Below are 19,708 nucleotides of genomic sequence, written 5' to 3' on the forward strand. Positions count from 1 at the left end.
ACCAGGGACACACGGATTTTCAGTCCGTTGCTCTACCAACTGAGCTAAGAAACCAATACTCTTGTTGTTTTTGAGTGGTGCAAAAATACACTCTTTACTTTTATAATCCAAATTAGATCATTACTAATTTTAAGATTTCCATAAAAAAACCGCCTATTTTAGGCGGTTTTAAGTGGTTTCTCCAGGGATCGAACCAGGGACACACGGATTTTCAGTCCGTTGCTCTACCAACTGAGCTAAGAAACCAGCACTCTTGTTGTTTTGAGTGGTGCAAAAATATACTCTTTATCCTTACCACGCAAATTATATTGAAAAATACTTCTCAAATTCCACAAAAATCATTGATTATCAGAAGATTTTTTTTCAGTTTGGGCTTTAAAAAAATCACTCAACTCTTCTAAAACAGGCTTGATTGTATCTTCCGGGAGATCACTGATCCTGATATACATCAATCCATCAATCGCATCGTTGAAGTTAGGGTCCACATTGAAAGCGATCATTTTTGCATTCTGCTTAATATATTTCTTGATCAGAACAGGCAATCTAAGTTCCGGCTCCAGATCATCTATGATCTTATCCAATTTGTTAAGGTCTGCGTCCATATCTTCGAAAAACAAAGCTTTGTCACGCTCCTTCATCACAACTTTAAATTCATTTTTCGGATGGATATATTGCGCAACAGCAGAATCATAATAATGGGATCGCATGAACTCTATCATCAAGGATTTTGAAAATTCTGAGAATTTGTTACTGATGCTTACACCGCCCATCAAGAATTTGTGTTCCGGATTCCTTAAGCAGACATGGACAATCCCTCGCCAAAGTAAGAATAATGGAAACGGTTTTTGCTGATATTCGATTGATATATATGCCCTTCCCATTTCTATCACTTTTCTGAAAAATGGTTGTAGCTCCGGATCATATTCGAAAAGTGAGCTGGTGTAAAATCCGTTGATTCCAAATTTCTTCATCACTTCGGAACCCAGGGCCATTCTGTATGCACCTACCAATTTTTTCCCGGCATTATCCCAAAGAAAAAGATGATGATAATGATTATCATACTCATCCAGGTCAAAAGGAAGATTCGTCCCCTCTCCTATCGCTCGAAAAGTCAATTCTCTTTGCCTACCGATTTCCCTCATAATAGACGGAATCTCTGCAGAAGTCGTAAAAAACACATCGTAATCTCCGTGCGAAAAGAGTTTTTTATTTTCAGTCTCTTTGAGTATCTGGATTTCTTTAACGATATCCTCAACAGGCGTTTCATCAATAATATTCTGTACAATATTATTTTGCTTTTGAAGTGGTAACTTTAGAGACATATTAGGAAGCTTCAACTTCTCCGTGATACTTTTTCTCTTTTCATAGTAAGACTTCAGCATATATACTTTATTGTAAAGATATTCTCCTAATTCTTCCAGGCTTTCCTCTTCTTCCATCTGTTTTACAGAAATAGGCTTCCCAATTCGGATCCGGATCGGCTTGTCTCTTTTCCGCATCATTTCTGTAGGCAACATAAGCGTTTGCAGATCGGGATGAAGCTTGGAAACATTATAAAAGACCTTGCTATTGGTTGCATGGAAGTACATCGGAATTACAGGTACTTTCGCTTTTTTAATGATCTTAAGCGCTGTTTTTCCCCAGGGTCTGTCAAGTACTTCACCATATTCATTATTTTTATTGGATACTTCGCCAGCGGGAAAAATCCCAATACATCCTCCTTCAGAAAGATGTTTGAAAGTTTCTCTCATTCCGGAAGAGCTATTGTAAGCATCTTTTCTGCCTTCGAAAGGATTGACAGAAATCACAAAAGGTTCCATCGGCTTTATCTTCGAAAGGAGAAAATTACCCATCACTTTGAAATCCGGACGGACGCGTAACAGGATCTTGCACATCAAGATTCCATCCAACGCTCCAAGCGGATGATTGGACACAATGATAAACGGACCTGTTTTCGGCACTTTTGCAAGATCTTCCTCGAAAACGATGTAACTAAGTTCCTGTTCTCTTATAAATTCATCAAAAAATTCTACCCCTTTTGTATGAATCAGTTTATTATATAGATTATTGACCTCATTTATTTTTGTGAGATTCATGATAGCCGAAGCAACCGGTCTCTTGAGAAAACCAATCTTATCAAGTCCGGCGGCTTTTATCAAATCTTCTTTGGATATTAAGCTCATAGTGTTTTTACATGGTTACCATCTGGAAGGTTTTTTTGGATATCTGTTCCAGCAATACTTTTTTGTCCTTGTAAAATTGGTCCAACTTATCCAATTCCGCATTTCTGACGGTGAATAAAGATACATTTTTTGTCATTTGTGTGATGAAATTCTGCTGCAATTCCTCATTAAAATCATTCGCCGTACCAAATTTGTCTTCTAAACATAAAGCTAATGATATTGCTGAATTCTGCATCAAGGAAACTTTGATCTTATATTTCGCCAAAAGTGTAAAGATCAGACTGATGTGGTCTTCTGCTATAAAAGAGAAATCTCTTGTCTCAACATTTAGTAATGTTTGATTTTCTTTTAGAATATAGCTTTCCACCAATTCATTTTCTGCTGAATTTCCCACTTTGGTTCCCGGTTCTTTTGGCTCAACAAAAGATTTTACAAAGAATGGGATATTTTTCTGCTTCAATGGCTGAAGTGTTTTCGGGTGAATTACGGAAGCTCCATAATATGCCATCTCAATCGCTTCTTCGTATGAAATGAAAGATAACAATTCTACATTTTCAAATTTTCTCGGATCGCCTGTCATCACACCTTGAACGTCTTTCCAGATGGTCATTTCGTCTGCATTCAGACAATAAGCAAAAATCGCAGCTGTATAATCCGACCCTTCTCTTCCTAATGTCACAGTGAAATTATTGCTTTCTGAACCAATAAATCCTTGAGTCACGTAACAATTAATTTTATCCAGTTTAGAAATATTCTGCTCCGTTTCTTGCCAGTTTACAATTCCTTCTCTATAATTGCTATCGGTTTTGATATAATCTCTGGCATCCAACCAATGATTGAAAAACTGAATATCATTAAGATATTCGCTCAAAATCTTGGAAGATATCATCTCGCCACAACTCACAACCTGGTCATAAACAAAATTATAATTAGGAGACTTATTTCTTCTCAAAAAAGAATCTATATCATCAAAAAATAATGATATCTCTCCAAAAACCGGATGTCCTTCTGAAAATAGACCTTTGGCAATATCGATGTGATTTTTCTTTATCAATTCTATTTCTTGTTGATAATCCTGTTTCTTGAAATAATATTCTACCACTTTTTCCAAAGCATTTGTAGTTTTCCCCATCGCAGAAACTACCAATAGACATTTTTCAAACCCCTGAGTTTCCAGAACCAAGGCCACATTTTTCACACCCTCAGCATCTTTTACAGATGCACCACCAAATTTGTAAACTTTCATTAGATTTTTTACCGTTAAACTTTTTTATTAGAAATTAAGGACCCGTTAATCGATTATTAACCTCCAAAAATATTAATTATGAACGGAATATAAAAATCAGCAACATTTTTTCTAATGTTTCCAAATGAGATAATGAAACCATATTAATAAATTTATGATAAGTATCATCAAAAATCGATAAATTTTGTTTCATTTGATTGAAAAAAAATTTAGTTTTGTAGAAAATCAAATCAACCAAATATGTCACAACAGGCTTTACAGACTTTAGGGGAATTCATTATTGAAAAACAGGATGATTTCAAGTACTCTACCGGAGAACTTTCCCGTCTTATCAGCTCTATAAGAATTGCCACAAAAATTGTAAATCGTGAAGTCAACAAAGCTGGAATTGCCGACATTATTGGAAAAGTGGGTACAGAAAATATCCAAGGAGAAGAGCAACAAAAACTGGATGTTTTAGCCAATGATATCTTCATCGCAGCTTTGTCACAAAGAGAAGTCGTTTGCGGAATTGCGTCCGAGGAGAGTGACGATTTCATCGAGGTCAAATGTACAGAGAATGCACATCTTAGTAAATATGTTGTTTTGATCGATCCTTTGGACGGTTCTTCCAACATCGATGTCAATGTTTCCGTTGGAACCATTTTTTCTATTTACAGAAGAGTTTCCGATCCGGGAAGTCCTGTTGAGCTTAGAGATTTCTTACAAAAAGGCGTAAATCAAGTAGCTGCAGGCTATGTGGTTTATGGTTCTTCCACAATGATCGTTTATACTACCGGAAATGGCGTGAACGGATTCACGTTAGATCCATCTATCGGAACTTATTATCTTTCTCATAAGGACATCAAATTCCCAACTTCGGGAAAAATCTATTCTATCAACGAGGGAAATTATGCGAAATTCCCACAAGGTGTGAAAGACTACATTAAATATTGTCAGGAAGAAGAAGGTGACAGACCTTATACTTCAAGATACATTGGTTCTTTGGTCTCTGATTTTCATAGAAATATGCTGAAGGGTGGAATTTATATCTATCCATCAACTTCACAATCGCCGAAAGGAAAATTAAGATTATTATATGAAGCCAACCCAATGGCATTTTTGACAGAACAGGCAGGTGGAAAATGCAGCGACGGATTCAAAAGGATCATGGAAATTGAGCCGACAGAGTTGCATCAACGCGTTCCTTTCTTCTGTGGAAGTGCTGCAATGGTGACCAAAGCAGAAGAATTTATGGTAAAAGCTGTGGATAAAAACTAAGATTGAATTATTTAAACAATACTAAAGGCCGATTTCCTCGGTCTTTTCCTATTTTTGTAGAATGAAGACTGCAAAATTCCATCAATACATTTTGAATTTCAAACGACCAAGCGGAACATCGCGAGGTGTTTTGAAAACGAAAGAAACATACTTTATCGAAATCTTTGAAGATGACAAAAAAGGAATCGGAGAATGTTCTCTTTTCCGAGGTTTGAGTTTCGATGACGATGATGATTATGAGGACGCTTTGGAATGGGCTTGCCGAAATATCAATTTGAGTTTTGAAGAATTACAGGAAGAACTCATTAATCATCCGTCAATTATTTTTGGGATTGAACAAGCTTTATTTAATCTTGAACACCAAGGAGATTTGTATTTTCCAAGTGATTTTACCGATGGAAAAGATTCGATTAAAATTAACGGTTTGATCTGGATGGGCGATGCCGATTATATGCAATCTCAAATCGAGGAAAAAATAGAAAACAATTTTACTTGCATCAAACTTAAAATCGGTGTGGATTGGAATTCTGAAAAAGAGGTCATCAAATCCTTAAGAAAAAAATTCCCGAAAGACAAAATTGAACTTCGTGTGGATGCGAATGGTGCGTTTTCTCCGGAACAAGCCAAAATTGTTTTGCAGGAATTGGCAGATTTGGACATTCACTCCATTGAACAGCCGATTGCAGCTGGAAACTGGAAAGCAATGGCTGAACTTTGCAAAGATACACCAACTCCTATTGCTTTAGACGAAGAATTAATCGGCGTTTTGAATATCGAATCCAAAAAAGAACTTCTCAAAGAAATCAGACCTCAATATATAATTTTGAAACCAAGTTTAATCGGCGGATTTTCCGGTTCGGATGAATGGATAAATTTGGCAGAAAAAAACAATATCGGTTGGTGGATTACCTCAGCTCTTGAAAGTAACATTGGTCTTAATGCGATTGCGCAATATACTTACCTCAAGCAAAATCCGATGCAACAAGGTTTGGGAACTGGCGGATTATTCACCAATAATTTCGATACGCCTTTGGTTTTGAATGGTGAAAATCTTTGGTTTGGCGGCAATTGATTTGAGATTTGAGATTTGAGATGTCGTTCCTACGGAGCTCTGCTCACAACATACAATACTATTTCTACAAACATTTAACTCCTACGGAGTTTTTAACGTTATAACTTCCATCGATTCATCAGATTTAGTATGCTGTAACTATATCATATTTGGTACTACTTATTATTAAAAATTATGAGAACACTTCTTACACTTTTAATAATAAATAGTGCCCATTTTTTTTCGGCACAAAACCTTCTGTTACCCAATAATGTCAAGCTCGATTCAAAGTATATCCAAGATGAATCTTCGGAGGTGACTTGGACAATGGAAAATGCCGGTTCGAAATTTGAAATTGGCAAAGTAACCACAGATTTTAAGAAATTAAACAAAAAAGAACTTCTGATAAAAACGACGGTCAAAATGAAACAATCGCCTGAAGCTTGGGTGGATTCTACGATTGTAAAAATTTCAGATTTCCAGCCGGTTTACCATTCGTCATTTAATTCGACGAGAAATATGTCGATTAGATTTAATAAAAATAAAGCGACCGGATATTATCTTGATAAGAAAACTCAGAAAAGAGATATGATTGATGAAGCGACGACTTTGCCTTATTTTGACAGCAACGCTTATCCCGCTTTGATTCGTTTTTTACCTTTGAAAGAAAATTATACGACAGAACTTTCTATTTTCGATTATAATCCAACAGCCAAAAAAGACTTTATCAAAGCTTATATGGAAAAAGTTGAAAAAGCTGAATACAATGGCAAAAAAGTCTGGGTTGTAAAAACGACTGATGATATTCAGGATAGAAAAGCCGAAAGCACTTATTACATTGATATCGATTCCCGAAAAGTTCTTAAGCAGGAAATCAATGTGGGTGGAAGGAAAATGATAATGGAATAATGAGAACTTACTCATATAAAGTTTACCCAATCGGTAAACTTTTTTTTCTGCCAAAATTTCACATCTATAAACAAATTCTGCCAAAATTTAACTTCCATCTTCCATCTTCCGCTTTCCATCGCCATTGGCACATTGTTGGAGATGTAGGAAGCAGAATAACATTAAAATTATATACTTATTATGTCAGTAAATTTTAAACCATTAGCAGACAGAGTGCTGGTAGAACCAACGCCAGCTGAAACTAAAACTGCATCTGGATTGATCATCCCAGACACCGCAAAAGAAAAACCACAAGAAGGAACTGTTGTAGCCGTTGGCCCAGGTAAAAAAGATGAGCCAACAACTGTAAAAGTAGGCGACAAAGTTCTTTATGGAAAATATTCTGGAACCGAGTTGAAATTTGAAGGTAAGGATTATCTGATCGTAAAAGAAGGAGACCTTTTAGGAATCATTGGTTAAAAATTTGTAAAACGTAAAATGTATTCACGTAAAATGATTTGATTTTCGTGGATGCAAAATTCATTAATACATTGTACAACGTACATTAATACAAGAAAAAAATGGCAAAAGAAATAAAATTCGATATAGAATCAAGAGACGCTCTTAAAAGAGGTGTTGACGCATTGGCTAATGCAGTAAAAGTAACTTTGGGACCAAAAGGCAGAAACGTGGTCATCGAAAAATCTTTCGGTGCTCCTCACGTGACTAAAGATGGTGTTTCTGTTGCAAAAGAAATCGAGCTGGAGGACAGAGTAGAAAATATGGGTGCTCAAATGGTGAAAGAAGTAGCTTCTAAAACCAATGACATCGCTGGAGACGGTACAACTACCGCTACTGTTTTAGCTCAGGCAATCGTAAGAGAAGGTCTTAAAAACGTAGCTGCTGGTGCTAACCCAATGGATTTGAAAAGAGGAATCGACAAAGCGGTAACTGCAGTTGTTGAGAACTTGAAATCTCAATCTCAAACAGTTGGTGATTCTACAGAAAAAGTAAAGCAAGTAGCTTCTGTTTCCGCTAATAACGACGAAACCATTGGTTCATTGATCGCTGAAGCTTTCGGAAAAGTTGGGAAAGAAGGTGTTATCACTGTAGAAGAAGCAAAAGGTATCGATACAACTGTAGATGTTGTAGAAGGGATGCAGTTCGACAGAGGTTTCCAATCGCCTTATTTTGTAACTAATCCTGAGAAGATGGTTGCAGAATTGGATAATCCTTATATTCTTTTGGTTGAGAAAAAAATCTCTTCTATGAAAGAATTGTTACCAGTTCTTGAGCCTGTTGCACAGGGTGGAAAATCTTTATTAATTATCTCTGAAGAAGTTGAAGGTGAAGCTTTGGCGACTTTGGTCGTAAACAAATTGAGAGGTTCTCTTAAAATTGCTGCTGTGAAAGCGCCAGGTTTTGGTGACAGAAGAAAAGCAATGTTGGAAGACATCGCAATCTTAACAGGTGGAACTGTGATCTCTGAAGAAAGAGGTTTCACAATGGAAAATGTAACTATCGAAATGTTAGGAACTGCTGAAAAAGTTTCTATCGATAAAGATAATACAACTATCGTAAATGGTGGTGGTGATGAGGCTCAGATCAAAGGAAGAGTTTCCCAGATCAAAGCTCAGATGGAAACGACCACTTCCGACTATGACAAAGAAAAACTTCAGGAAAGATTGGCTAAGTTAGCTGGTGGTGTTGCTGTACTTTATGTTGGTGCTGCTTCGGAGGTAGAAATGAAGGAGAAAAAAGACAGAGTAGATGATGCCCTTCACGCAACAAGAGCTGCGGTTGAAGAAGGTATCGTTGCCGGTGGTGGCGTTGCGCTTGTAAGAGCGGTTTCTGCCCTTAACTTCGAAGGTGACAATGCTGATGAAACAACTGGTATCAAAATCGTAAAAAGAGCTATAGAAGAACCTTTGAGACAAATCGTTGCTAATGCTGGTGGAGAGGGTTCTGTAATTGTTGCCAAAGTTGCTGAAGGAACTGCAGACTTTGGTTACAATGCTAAAACTGACGAATACGTGAATATGTTAGAAGCTGGAATCATTGACCCAACTAAAGTAACAAGAGTTGCTCTGGAAAATGCAGCTTCTGTTTCAGGAATGCTTTTGACAACGGAATGTGTAATCACTGAAGTGAAAAAAGACGAACCAGCAATGCCAATGGGCGGCGGAATGCCAGGAATGATGTAACAATCGGCGACCGAAGCAAATTATAAATTAAACCGTTCAGATTTTTTCTGAGCGGTTTTTTTGTTAAATATTTTCAAATAATTAATTGGATATATTCTGAAAATACCGTTCAATTCTTTATTTTTATTGAAAAATTAATTACCATTCAATTTATGTTTGTACAAGTTCCATCAGATTTCAAGAAAAAAAGCACTTCTGCGATTATTGCGATTGTTTTATTCATCATTGTTTACATTTTATTGTTTCTTTCCGCAATTGCATTGACCATCGGTTGTATCGCCGCCGGACTTTGGATCATTAGCATCAAACCTATGTTTTTCACGGTGATGATAGGTATCGGGCTGGCAAGTTTAGGAATTTTGATTTCATATTTCCTGATAAAATTTCTCTTCAAAAAACACATTACGGATAGAAGTGACCTTACTGAAATCACTAGGAATGATGAACCTCAACTATTTGAGATGATAGACGGGATCGTGAAAAAAGCAGGAACAGATTTTCCCAAAAAAGTCTATTTGGCTTATGATGTCAATGCCAGCGTTTTCTATGATTCCAGCTTTTGGAGTATGTTTCTGCCCATCAAGAAAAATCTGATCATCGGGATTGGACTTGTCAATGCTTGTACCAAACAAGAACTGAAAGCTATTCTGGCCCACGAATTCGGTCATTTTTCACAACGTTCTATGAAAGTTGGGAGCTATGTCTATAACGTCAATCAAATCATTTTCAATTTGGTAAATGAAGATGAAGCTTATAGAAATACCGTTCAAGGTTGGGCGAATGCAAGTGGCTATTTTGCTTTTTTCGCAGAGTTGGCCATAAAAATAACGCAAGCCATCCAATGGACCCTAAGGAAGATGTATTCTTTCGTCAACATCCGTCATATGGCACTTTCCAGAGAGATGGAGTTCCACGCAGATGAAGTTGCTGCCAATATCGCTGGTTCAATCGCTTTGGAAGAATCGCTTCTTAGACTTGACCTTGCAGGTAATTCCTACAGTTCTGTGATAGATTTTTATAATAGCAAAATAGAGGAAAGCCAGACCAGCAAAAATATCTACAAAGAGCAAAATTTTGTGATGAATTTTTTCGCAAAAGAAAGCGAACTAGAACTGAAATATGATTTGCCGGTTGTGAAAATATCAGAAGCCGGTCTTTTCAATAAATCGAAATTGGTCATAGAAAACCAATGGGCTTCCCATCCTTCTACCGAAGATAGAGTTGCTAAACTGCGACAGCTCAACATCATCAAAGATTCTGACAACAGCTCGGCGAGAATTTTGTTTAAAAATATTGATGCTACAGAAGAAAAACTGACCTCAAAAATATTTTCTAATGTACAATATGAAAAACCAAAATCCGAATTAGACCTCGATACGTTTCAAGATGAATTTGAGAAAAATTATAATAAAGATACTTTTGATAAAATCTTCAATAATTATTATGACAACAAAAACCCGAATCAGTTTGATTTGCATTCTGCTGTTCCATCCAAGGAATTTTTCAGCTTTGATGAATTGTTTTCTAAGGATAAAGTAGAATTGGTCTATACTTTAATTGCTTTGGAAAATGACAGAAATACAATTTCTTCTATTGCAGATAAAACTTTCGATATCAAAACTTTTGATTATGATGGTATAAAATTCAAAGCAAAAGAAGCTAAAAATCTAATTCCGAAACTAGATGGCCAAATAAAAATCCTACAGGACGAAATCACTCAAAACGATATCAATATTTATCTTTATTTCCTGAATTTGGCAAAAAATAAAAACCTGGAATTCGAATTAGGACAATCGTTCTCTGATTTTTATGATTATGATAAGAACTATGAAGAAAAATTTGGCTTATTTGCTGAATTAAGCAAAGCTTTGGACTTTGTAAGTACAACAACACCTTTTGAAAGGATAATTAAAAACTTCGTAAAACTAAAACCTCTGGAAACAAAACTAAAGCAAGAATTACAAGAGATCATAGACAATCCTCTGGTGAAAGAAGAGATCAGTGAGCAGAATAAAAAAGATCTGGAATATTATATCAACAATGATTTGTTATACTTCAATAAAAATGAATATCTGAATGCCAATCTTCAGCAATTATTTTTCGCGGTCAATAGTTATCATTTTTACATTGGAAGGAAATTCTTTTTATTGAAAAAAGAACTGTTAAGCAGAATGTCCTCTTTGGAAAAACATTGATCACAGAGTAATAACTTTGATTGAATAAACAAAAAAAAGCCAATCAGAATCTGATTGGCTTTAACTTTAAAATAAGTTGAACTTAGTCGATAATTTCGTATTCAATTGCAATTGTACCTTTTCTGGTATCTGCGATCGAACTAAATGCAGCTTTAGATAGATCAAAGGCTCTTGAAGAATGGTAAGGACCTCTGTCGTTTACTGTCACTACAACACTTTTCCCTGAAATCAAATTAGTAATTTTTACTTCTGTTCCAAAAGGAAGGGTTTTGTTGGCAGCGGTTAGCTCATTGTTATTGAAAATTTCCCCGCTCGCTGTTTTTCTACCATTAAACTTATCGTGGTAGTACGATGCAAAACTTGTTTTGGCATCTGTGGCATAACTCTTGAAAGAGTAAATACCAAGTGTTGAAATCATCATTATGACTACAAGAAAGATTCTTTTTATCATTTTGAATATTTATTGGGTTTTGACTTCGCAAAGATACTGGGAATGGCTTTTCGAACCTCACTTTTATCGGATTGGAGACTCGATTGGAATAAAACTGAAGTAGCAATCTTCTACAACTACTTGCTATAAGCAGATTACAACATTTGTTAATAAATGTTAATTTAATTCAAATCTTGTTAATTAAACTTAATAAATAATAACCCAAAACAAAACACAAAAACCTGATAATCAAATATTTAAATTAAATTCAATTATTTAAATATATATTTAATTTTAATAATTTAATAATTCAAAATATTTTTTAGCTAAAATAATTCAATATAAAACAATAAAAACAAAATTAAAAATTATAAATAACCGATATTAATATCAAATTAATAATAATTTAAATAAAACTATCTTACCCGGTATTGATTATATTTTAAATAATTAAAAATCAATCATTTAAGCAAAATGAATGAAAATTTTAACAGAAAACAAAAAAGCCTTCAGTTTTTGAAGGCTTCATTTATTTAAAATTGAGTTTATATCAATTCTCCAATAAGATCGTAATCTTCTGCGGAAGTAATCTTCACGTTTGCAAACTCACCAATTGAGACATAAACATCTTTTGCAGGCACCAAAACTGTATTGTCAACATCTGGAGAATCGTACTCGGTCCTTCCTACGAAATAATCGCCTTCTTTCCTGTCAAAGATACATCTAAAGATTTTTCCAATCTTTTCTTGGTTCTTTTCCCACGAGATTTGTTGTTGAATCTCCATAATCTCTTCTACTCTTCTCTGTTTTACCTCATCAGGAATATTATCTTCTAAAACATATGCTGTGGTATTTTCCTCGTGAGAATAGGTGAAACAGCCCAAACGATCAAATCTCTGATCTCTAACCCATTGTTTTAATTCCTCGAATTTCTCCTCTGTTTCACCAGGAAATCCAACAATCAAAGTTGTTCTGATTGCCATATCCGGAACTTTTTCACGGAATTTATCAAGAAGTGCATTCGTTTTTTCAAAAGTTGTTCCACGTTTCATGGCTTTCAACAACTCTGTATTAATATGTTGTAAAGGAATATCAATATAATTACAGATCTTTGGCTCGTTTTTGATAATATCCAAAACGTCTTCTGGAAAGCCAGTTGGAAATGCGTAATGAAGTCTAATCCATTCTATACCTTCCACTTTTATCAATTCCTGAAGCAAATCTCCAAGTGCTCTTTTTTTATAAATATCTAATCCATAAAAAGTCAAATCCTGAGCAATAAGAATCAATTCTTTCACTCCTTTTTTTGCCAACTTTTGAGTTTCTATAACTAATTTCTCTATTGGAGTAGAAATGTGCCCTCCTCTCATTAATGGAATTGCACAGAACGAGCAAGGCCTGTCACAACCTTCGGAAATTTTAAGGTAAGCGTAATGTTTTGGCGTAGTCGTTAGCCTTTCTCCGACCAATTCGTGTTTATAATCTGCGCCAAGATGCTTCAATAAAATTGGAAGGTCTCTGGTTCCAAAATATTGGTCAACATCCGGAATCTCGCGAATCAAGTCCGGTTTGTATCTCTCAGAAAGACATCCTGTTACGAAAACCTTTTCTACAACACCTTGGTTCTTAAGGTCAACATATTCCAGAATAGTATTAATACTTTCTTCTTTTGCGTTATCTATGAATCCACATGTATTGATCACCACAACATCGCCTTTTTCCTCGTGCACCACTTTTTTGCCATTAGCTTCAAGCTGCCCCATCAAAACCTCTGAGTCATAGACATTTTTGGAACATCCCAGGGTTACAATATTTATTTTTTTCTTACCGGTTGATTTAGTGCGCATTCATAAAATTTTGAGACTGCAAATTTAGCAATAAAAAAAGAACCAAAATTTTGGTTCTTTCTATTTAGATTGGTTAAAAACAAGTTAATTATTTTTAGTAGGCTTGTTCATCTCCCTTTATAATATTATAAAACGTGAGAAAAATAATTTTCAAATCTAAGAAAAAAGTCCAATTCTGGATATACCAGATATCTTTGCTAACCCTTTTTTCCATATCTGCATCTGAAAAGATCTCACCTCGCGAACCCATTACCTGTGCCCATCCCGTAATTCCTGGTTTTATCATATGCCTAAGCATATACTTCCTGGTGATTTTGGAGTATTGCTCTGTCTGAGAAAGCATGTGCGGTCTGGGACCTACGATAGACATATGTCCTAAAAGAACATTGATGAATTGTGGCATCTCGTCTATACTCGTTTTTCTCATAAATGCTCCAAACTTTGTAATTCTAGTATCTCCCTTCTTTGCACTTTGATGATCCGCAATAGAATTGACTGTCATACTTCTGAATTTGATACATTTGAATGGTTCGTTCTTAATTCCTGATCTTTTTTGTAAAAAAAAGACAGGACCTTTACTTTCCATCTTAATAATAATAGCAACCAAAGGTATTAGCCAAATCAATATAAAGATAAATACTAAGAGAGAAAAGACAACATCAAAGGTTCTTTTTAATAATTGATTCTCCTGAGTAGACAATGGTTCTGGCATCAACTTAAGGAAAGGCACACCATTGATCATACTAAACGAATGTGGTCCTATGTTGATATATTTAAAATCTGGAACCATATAAACCCTTATCATTTTATGTTCGGAAATATGAACAATATTATCAAAAAGTTCTGGGTCTATAGAATCATCACAAAGTATAATATTATCTATTTTACCGGTTTCCAGATCTTCCAAAAGAGAACTGATATCCCCAAGATTTTTACCTTTTTTTATCGTACTTTCCAAAGTATAAAAGCCTCTGATTCCCATTGTAGACCTAATATCTTCATTTGAAAGGATGGTCTCAGAAAAATTATTATTCCCTATGAGAATTGTATTGACAGTATTAATCCTCCTATTGATTCTAATTCTATATCGCTTTCTTATCAAGAAAATAATAATTCTGGATAATATCATCGATGAAATCACCAAAGCTAAATATTTTATAGAGAACCAGATACTTACGTACTTTGAATAGACAAGCGTAATATAAAGAAGAAAAAAAATGATAAAAATTATGAGGGCCTTGGACAAGGTACTAAAATGCTTTGCAGAATCCCTATAATAAGAATCCTTATATAATTTTACCAATTTGGTAATAAAATACCATGAAAAATTAAGGATCAGCAATTGTGTTTTATAATCCGTACCTATTTGAATACTTTCTGGTGGTGTAATAAAAAAATTAATGCCCAGCAAAAAGAAAAGATTAATAATAATATAATCTCCTAATACTAGAAAGCGGGTTAATTTTTTCAGAAAAAAAAGAGGCATAATCTAAAATACAGACTTATATATTTTAATTTTCTTTATTAAGTTAAAATACTTGTCCAATTCAACAATGTATAATTCAAATATAACAATATTTTAGAAATGGAAAATAGTTTAACAAAGAAGACCAAAAATTAAACAAATTTTTAAAAATTATGCTCGGCAAACGTGGAAAGAATAGTGTCTTTATCAGATAATATAACATCCTCCAAAGGCAATTGCCAATCTATTTTGAGTTCTTCATCATTCCATAATACACCACCTTCAGAATTTTTGTTGTAAAAATTATCACATTTGTATGCAAAAACAGCTGTGTCACTTAAAACAGAAAAACCGTGTCCAAAACCTCTTGGCACATATAGTTGCAGTTTATTCTCTGGTGTTAATTCTACTCCGAACCATTGTCCAAAAGTTGGAGAATCTTCACGAAGGTCAACAGCCACATCATACACTCTGCCCTCTAAGCAGGAAACCAATTTGGCCTGCGAATGTTCTCCCTTCTGTAAATGAATCCCTCTCAGGACACCATAAGATGATTTAGAAATATTATCTTGTACAAAATGGCCATTTTGGCCTGTTAGCTGTTCAAACTTTTCTTCATTATATTTTTCAAAAAAATAGCCTCTATCATCTTCAAAAACGGTTGGTTCAATGATATAGCAATCCTTAAGAGGAGTGTTTTTTATTTTCATACAATTTGTTTTCCTAGTGAAGAATCAATTTTTTTAAGTTCTTGTTCAAAAACTGCTTTTTTAAGTGCTGAACTAGAAAATCTATGATCCCTCTTGTTATAGAATATCTCTATTCCTTTTTCATCACAATAATCTTTGCCTGTAAAATTTTTGTCTTTGTAATCACTACCGATAATACGAACATCTATAACAAAAGATTGTAATATGTCCATAAGGTCTTCTTCTGTATTATAGGGAATGATCTCATCTACATCTTTGCATGCCTTTAGCTGAATATAGCGCTCAACAATAGATTGAGAAGGTTTATTTTTATTCGGACGATCCAATGTAGGGTCCAATTGTAAACCAACTATTAGATAATCGCAAACCGTCTTGGCTTCTTCAAGCATTTTAATATGCCCTGCATGTAATAAATCAAAAGAGGAGAAAGTAATACCGACACGTTGTGTTTTCATAACAATTAGTTTAATATATACAAAAGTATAAATTTTAACTATTATTAACTAATTTATCAAAAGAAAATGTTCAAATAAATCATTTTAAATTTAGTAATACTGATTGTGAAAAGAATTTATAATAAAGGCATTATTCTGCAAAATACGGAAGACGGTCAATAATGTGGAGCTTTATTTTAAATACAAATTATCATTGTCTTTATACCAATCTTTCAAGGCATCCTCAAAACTGTACTGAAATTTGTAATCGCTTTCTTTTAGTTTTTTTCCACTTACATTCGTAGATATCATTAGTTTCTTCACTCTATCCGGATGTATGCCAAATGACTTCCCTCCTAATGCCCCAATAACTCCAGCTGCAAATTTCAACAATCCACCAGGAATTTTATAAATGGTTCTTTTCATACCAGTAGCTTTCATCATGGCATTAGATATCTCTTCTATAGTGAATGCCGGTTCATAAGTACAATTATAAATCTCTACATCAGCTATATCCATCTCTATTCTATACAGCATAAAATTGACCAATTCTTTTACATAAATACTAGCCTTTATGGTATCTTTTCTACCCGGATAAAAAAATCTATGCTTTTTTATTCCCCAATATAATCTGGTAAAATTCCCATTTTCACCTTTCCCAAAAACCACACCAGGCCTTACAATAGTTAATTGTCTACTTGCTTCTTGTTTTGCCTGCCAAACCATGTGTATTTTTTCAGCCACTAGCTTCGATATACCATAAGGTGTATTAGGCATTGGAAGTGTATTCTCATCTTTCATTTCTTCAGATGCTCCGTAAGGTGCGATAGAAGATGTAAAAAGTATTTTTTTGATATTGAATTTATTCGCAAACGCCGTAACATTTTCTGCACCTTTTATATTGGTTTCAAAATATTCGTGGTCAGGGTGACCTGGAGTCGTATGAATAGCCGAAAAATTAAAAATAATATCCTGCTCTGAAGCAGAAATCTTCAAATCAATTTCCAACCTAACGTCACAGTATATAAAATTGGATTTTCCAGAATGATTACTTTCTACAATATCCAAATTATAGATAATAGCATCTGGATATTTTTCATAGAGCAAATTTACAAGATGTGTTCCTATAAATCCTGACCCTCCAAAGATGAAATAGTTCATAAATAATAAAATATTTTTCTATCAACAATGTGTTTTTTGTTAATTTTTTTTAAGATTCGTAAATCTTAATTAGTTCTTCAAAATTTTTATCCTTATCGAAAAGATCTTTGCAACGTTGATAAGAAGCTTTGCCCATTACTTTTCTAAGTGATTCGTCTTGTAATTTTTTGATTGCAGAAACAGCTTCGTCCGTTGTATTGATCAAAAACCCTGTTTCCCCGTCTTTTACAGAATCTTTGTTTCCGACGATGTTGCTTGCTACAATAGGTTTACCCAAAGCCATAGCTTCTAAAATAGCAATCGAAAGTCCTTCCCACAAAGAAACCTGAAGATAAACATCAAAAGCAGAAGCACGAGATAAAAGTTCTTCTCTAGTAGCTACCCATCCTGTGATTGTAACATTAGGCGCAGTGACTTGGTCTGCTAACTCTCCATTTCCTATCCAAACAAAATGTACTTCAGGCATTTTGAGGGCAATCTCATTGAAGCCCATCGGGTTCTTCTGCGCATGCAAAACCCCTATTGTACCTACAGTAAATTTTTGATTTTCTTGAGAAGCTTGTGTGAATTTTTGATTTTTAAAGTCTATCCCATTTCTTACAAAAAAAGTTTTACCAATTTTTTTTGCAAATTCCAATTCGGTTTCACCTGAAGCAATAGTAATGCCTCCAAAAAAGAATTGAACAGATTTCTCTATCTGTCGAAAAGCTTTTTGAGTCATTGGAGAAATATCTTGTCTAAGAAAAGCATAGCCATGAGGCGAATAAAATACTTTATCTCTTTTTATAATACCAGAACATGCAATCCTACCCAAAACGCCAGCTTTGGACGAGTGCAAATGTACAATATCCGGTCGTTCGGCCTTGAGTATTTTTCTAAGTGCTTGTAATGATCCAAAATCGTTCTTCGGATTTATGTTACGGGTCATCTGAATTTTGACAAATTTTACTTTATCAGAAAAATCGTCTTTAATCTTTGATTCATCCAATACGTCCCGTTTGCTATACACAATCACAATCTCATAGTTTTCTTCACCCAGAACGTTCGTCATGTAAGATGTCAAATCGCGCAAATAAGTATATATACCTGTACTGAAAGCTTCTGCTATATGTAATATTTTCTTCTTCACTCTTTATAATGCATTATCTGACCAAGAAAAACAATGATAATATTTTAAATAATATTCACGAAAATAATCATTTTAGAAATATGATCTGATTTTAACATGTTTAATTTTTAAAATTTATTTTTCTCTACAGATTAATGTGTTTTTAATTTTGTTTAAAAAACATTATTGTACTTTTCAATATTTTGTAAGGTACAATTATTTGGATAATACCAAATAAAAAATTGATTTAGGGCTTAATGCTGGTAGAATGATTTCTGTAGTATTTTTAGCAATATCAATCTTCTGACTTTTATTGATAATCATTTTTTCCAATGGCTCTTCACGAGTGTTAGGAATCTCATAGATTTTTAAATCCAATTTTTTTGTTGTCCCGAATAAAGATTGCAAATTTTTGATTTTCAAAGCTGTATTGACTACTTTATTTCCACTATTATTATTTACAATTATGTAACCGCCTTTTTTATCATAGGAAGCAAATACGGATGCCTTATCATAATTAGTCCAATCTTTTACTCTATTTTTTGTACTCTGATTGTAGATTTCATAAGCCCAATATATCGCTCTTGTCTTTCCATTTTTATCCAATAGTCCATTCATAGAATTATTACAGTTAAAAACACCATCGCTTTCTGACCAGCAAGTTTTGCAGGTACCATCAATGCCATTATTTTCAAAAGATTTAAAATTATTCAAAGCTTCTGATGCAGACAACATGGAGTATTGGTTAAGTATTTCGGTCAAAACAATTTTTTTCACACCAACTTTTGGATATTTTGGAAGGATTTTGGTTCTTAATTTTATCATATCCTTACTGAAATCTTTTAAGCCCTCTTGATCCCTAAACTCATGCCAGCATAATACATCCACTCTTACGCCATTTGAGTTACAGAAATTTAGAAAATCATCTATTTCTTTTTCATTATAATTATCCAGAGAAGGACCAGTGATCATCGCTTTATCTCCGCCGGGAAAAGACCTTATGATATCATGTGCTTTTTTAAATATCTGATAAAACTCTTCTTTATCAAAATCACCAGCAGTTGGTTGATGAAAAGGCTCATTCCATATATCATAGATTACCGTATTTTTGAATTTCTGATATTCTGCAGTTATTACTGTTTTTAGCTTGTCAGTATATAAAGGGTGTGGCCAATTTTTATTATTTTTTATTCCGGGATAGCCATACAGATCGGAGATCACCAAGATAGGAGTTATACCAAAACTCCGTAGATATGTTATGTCATCTGGGGATTTGTAAGACCAGCCAATACGCCAATATTTTGGTTGGAGCTCTTTTATATTTTTCTCAAGAAGTCTTATATTATCGTAATGTAAAAACCCAGACATAGATTTTACATTTCCAAGTTTTTTGCTAAAATCAACTTCTATTTTTACAGAGTCTTTGATTCTTTGACTTTTGACCAAAACAAACATCAAAAAAAAGACAATGAAGAAAAAAAGCTTTTTATTTAAATGTATTAAAATCATTTTTAAAAGTTTTAATT

The 19,708-nt window shown here is 34.1% G+C and carries 16 protein-coding genes and 2 tRNA genes (1 of these 18 only partly in view); 6 read left to right on the forward strand and 12 right to left on the reverse strand.

Annotated features, from left to right (window positions below; genetic code table 11):
- From RTX21_RS01860 to RTX21_RS01875, 4 genes are all read right to left on the reverse strand, one after another.
- Positions 1-54 (reverse strand) — tRNA-Phe (locus RTX21_RS01860) (it extends 119 nt beyond the left edge of the window).
- 119 nt (positions 55-173) lie between these two features.
- Positions 174-246 (reverse strand) — tRNA-Phe (locus RTX21_RS01865).
- Positions 247-338: 92 nt separating this feature from the next.
- The gene (locus RTX21_RS01870; RefSeq protein WP_312765021.1) at positions 339-2,183 is read right to left on the reverse strand and encodes a lysophospholipid acyltransferase family protein; all 1,845 of its coding nucleotides are present in this window, start codon (positions 2,181-2,183) and stop codon (positions 339-341) included.
- Positions 2,184-2,190: 7 nt separating this feature from the next.
- Positions 2,191-3,429: an aspartate kinase gene (locus RTX21_RS01875; protein ID WP_312765022.1), complete on the reverse strand. Its 1,239-nt coding sequence runs from the start codon at positions 3,427-3,429 to the stop codon at positions 2,191-2,193.
- A 240-nt stretch (positions 3,430-3,669) separates the two neighbouring features.
- Here RTX21_RS01875 and fbp point away from each other — a divergent pair, with 240 nt between their 5' ends.
- The 6 genes from fbp (at position 3,670) to RTX21_RS01905 (ending at position 11,027) form a co-directional block, all read left to right on the forward strand.
- The gene (fbp, locus tag RTX21_RS01880; protein WP_312765023.1) at positions 3,670-4,689 is read left to right on the forward strand and encodes a class 1 fructose-bisphosphatase; all 1,020 of its coding nucleotides are present in this window, start codon (positions 3,670-3,672) and stop codon (positions 4,687-4,689) included.
- A gap of 61 nt (positions 4,690-4,750) precedes the next feature.
- Positions 4,751-5,761 carry an o-succinylbenzoate synthase gene (locus tag RTX21_RS01885; protein WP_312765024.1) on the forward strand — a complete coding sequence of 337 codons (1,011 nt, stop codon included), beginning with the start codon at positions 4,751-4,753 and terminating at the stop codon, positions 5,759-5,761.
- 174 nt (positions 5,762-5,935) lie between these two features.
- A complete protein-coding gene (locus RTX21_RS01890; protein WP_312765025.1) occupies positions 5,936-6,649 on the forward strand; it encodes a hypothetical protein in 714 nt (237 codons plus the stop codon).
- Positions 6,650-6,829: 180 nt separating this feature from the next.
- Positions 6,830-7,108, forward strand: a complete 279-nt coding sequence (gene groES / locus RTX21_RS01895; protein WP_074235464.1) for a co-chaperone GroES — start codon at positions 6,830-6,832, stop codon at positions 7,106-7,108.
- A 101-nt stretch (positions 7,109-7,209) separates the two neighbouring features.
- A complete protein-coding gene (gene groL, locus RTX21_RS01900) occupies positions 7,210-8,832 on the forward strand; it encodes a chaperonin GroEL (protein WP_312765026.1) in 1,623 nt (540 codons plus the stop codon).
- 152 nt (positions 8,833-8,984) lie between these two features.
- Positions 8,985-11,027 (forward strand): M48 family metallopeptidase, encoded by a 2,043-nt coding sequence (locus tag RTX21_RS01905; RefSeq protein ID WP_312765027.1) that lies wholly within the window; start codon positions 8,985-8,987, stop codon positions 11,025-11,027.
- Positions 11,028-11,109: 82 nt separating this feature from the next.
- Here RTX21_RS01905 and RTX21_RS01910 read toward each other — a convergent pair whose 3' ends face one another.
- The 8 genes from RTX21_RS01910 to RTX21_RS01945 all read right to left on the reverse strand — a co-directional run bounded on the left by RTX21_RS01910 (position 11,110) and on the right by RTX21_RS01945 (position 19,691).
- On the reverse strand, positions 11,110-11,478 hold the full coding sequence (locus RTX21_RS01910) for a septal ring lytic transglycosylase RlpA family protein (protein ID WP_312765028.1): 369 nt from the start codon (positions 11,476-11,478) through the stop codon (positions 11,110-11,112).
- Between the two features lie 524 nt (positions 11,479-12,002).
- Complete coding sequence (rimO, locus tag RTX21_RS01915; protein WP_312765029.1) at positions 12,003-13,304, reverse strand: 30S ribosomal protein S12 methylthiotransferase RimO; 1,302 nt, start codon at positions 13,302-13,304, stop codon at positions 12,003-12,005.
- 94 nt (positions 13,305-13,398) lie between these two features.
- A complete protein-coding gene (locus tag RTX21_RS01920) occupies positions 13,399-14,790 on the reverse strand; it encodes an exopolysaccharide biosynthesis polyprenyl glycosylphosphotransferase (RefSeq protein WP_312765030.1) in 1,392 nt (463 codons plus the stop codon).
- Between the two features lie 143 nt (positions 14,791-14,933).
- Positions 14,934-15,479 carry a dTDP-4-dehydrorhamnose 3,5-epimerase gene (gene rfbC / locus RTX21_RS01925; RefSeq protein WP_312765031.1) on the reverse strand — a complete coding sequence of 182 codons (546 nt, stop codon included), beginning with the start codon at positions 15,477-15,479 and terminating at the stop codon, positions 14,934-14,936.
- Entirely contained in the window at positions 15,476-15,934 is a 459-nt protein-coding gene (locus RTX21_RS01930) for an adenylyltransferase/cytidyltransferase family protein (protein ID WP_312765032.1), read from the reverse strand. The genes rfbC and RTX21_RS01930 overlap by 4 nt, the downstream gene beginning before the upstream one ends.
- Positions 15,935-16,105: 171 nt before the next feature.
- Positions 16,106-17,074 (reverse strand): NAD(P)-dependent oxidoreductase, encoded by a 969-nt coding sequence (locus RTX21_RS01935; protein WP_312765033.1) that lies wholly within the window; start codon positions 17,072-17,074, stop codon positions 16,106-16,108.
- A gap of 49 nt (positions 17,075-17,123) precedes the next feature.
- Complete coding sequence (locus RTX21_RS01940; protein WP_312765034.1) at positions 17,124-18,203, reverse strand: glycosyltransferase; 1,080 nt, start codon at positions 18,201-18,203, stop codon at positions 17,124-17,126.
- 195 nt (positions 18,204-18,398) lie between these two features.
- A complete protein-coding gene (locus RTX21_RS01945; RefSeq protein ID WP_312765035.1) occupies positions 18,399-19,691 on the reverse strand; it encodes a GH39 family glycosyl hydrolase in 1,293 nt (430 codons plus the stop codon).
- Positions 19,692-19,708 lie beyond the last annotated feature (17 nt).

It is taken from the genome of Epilithonimonas sp. (assembly GCF_032054305.1).
GTDB lineage: Bacteria > Bacteroidota > Bacteroidia > Flavobacteriales > Weeksellaceae > Epilithonimonas.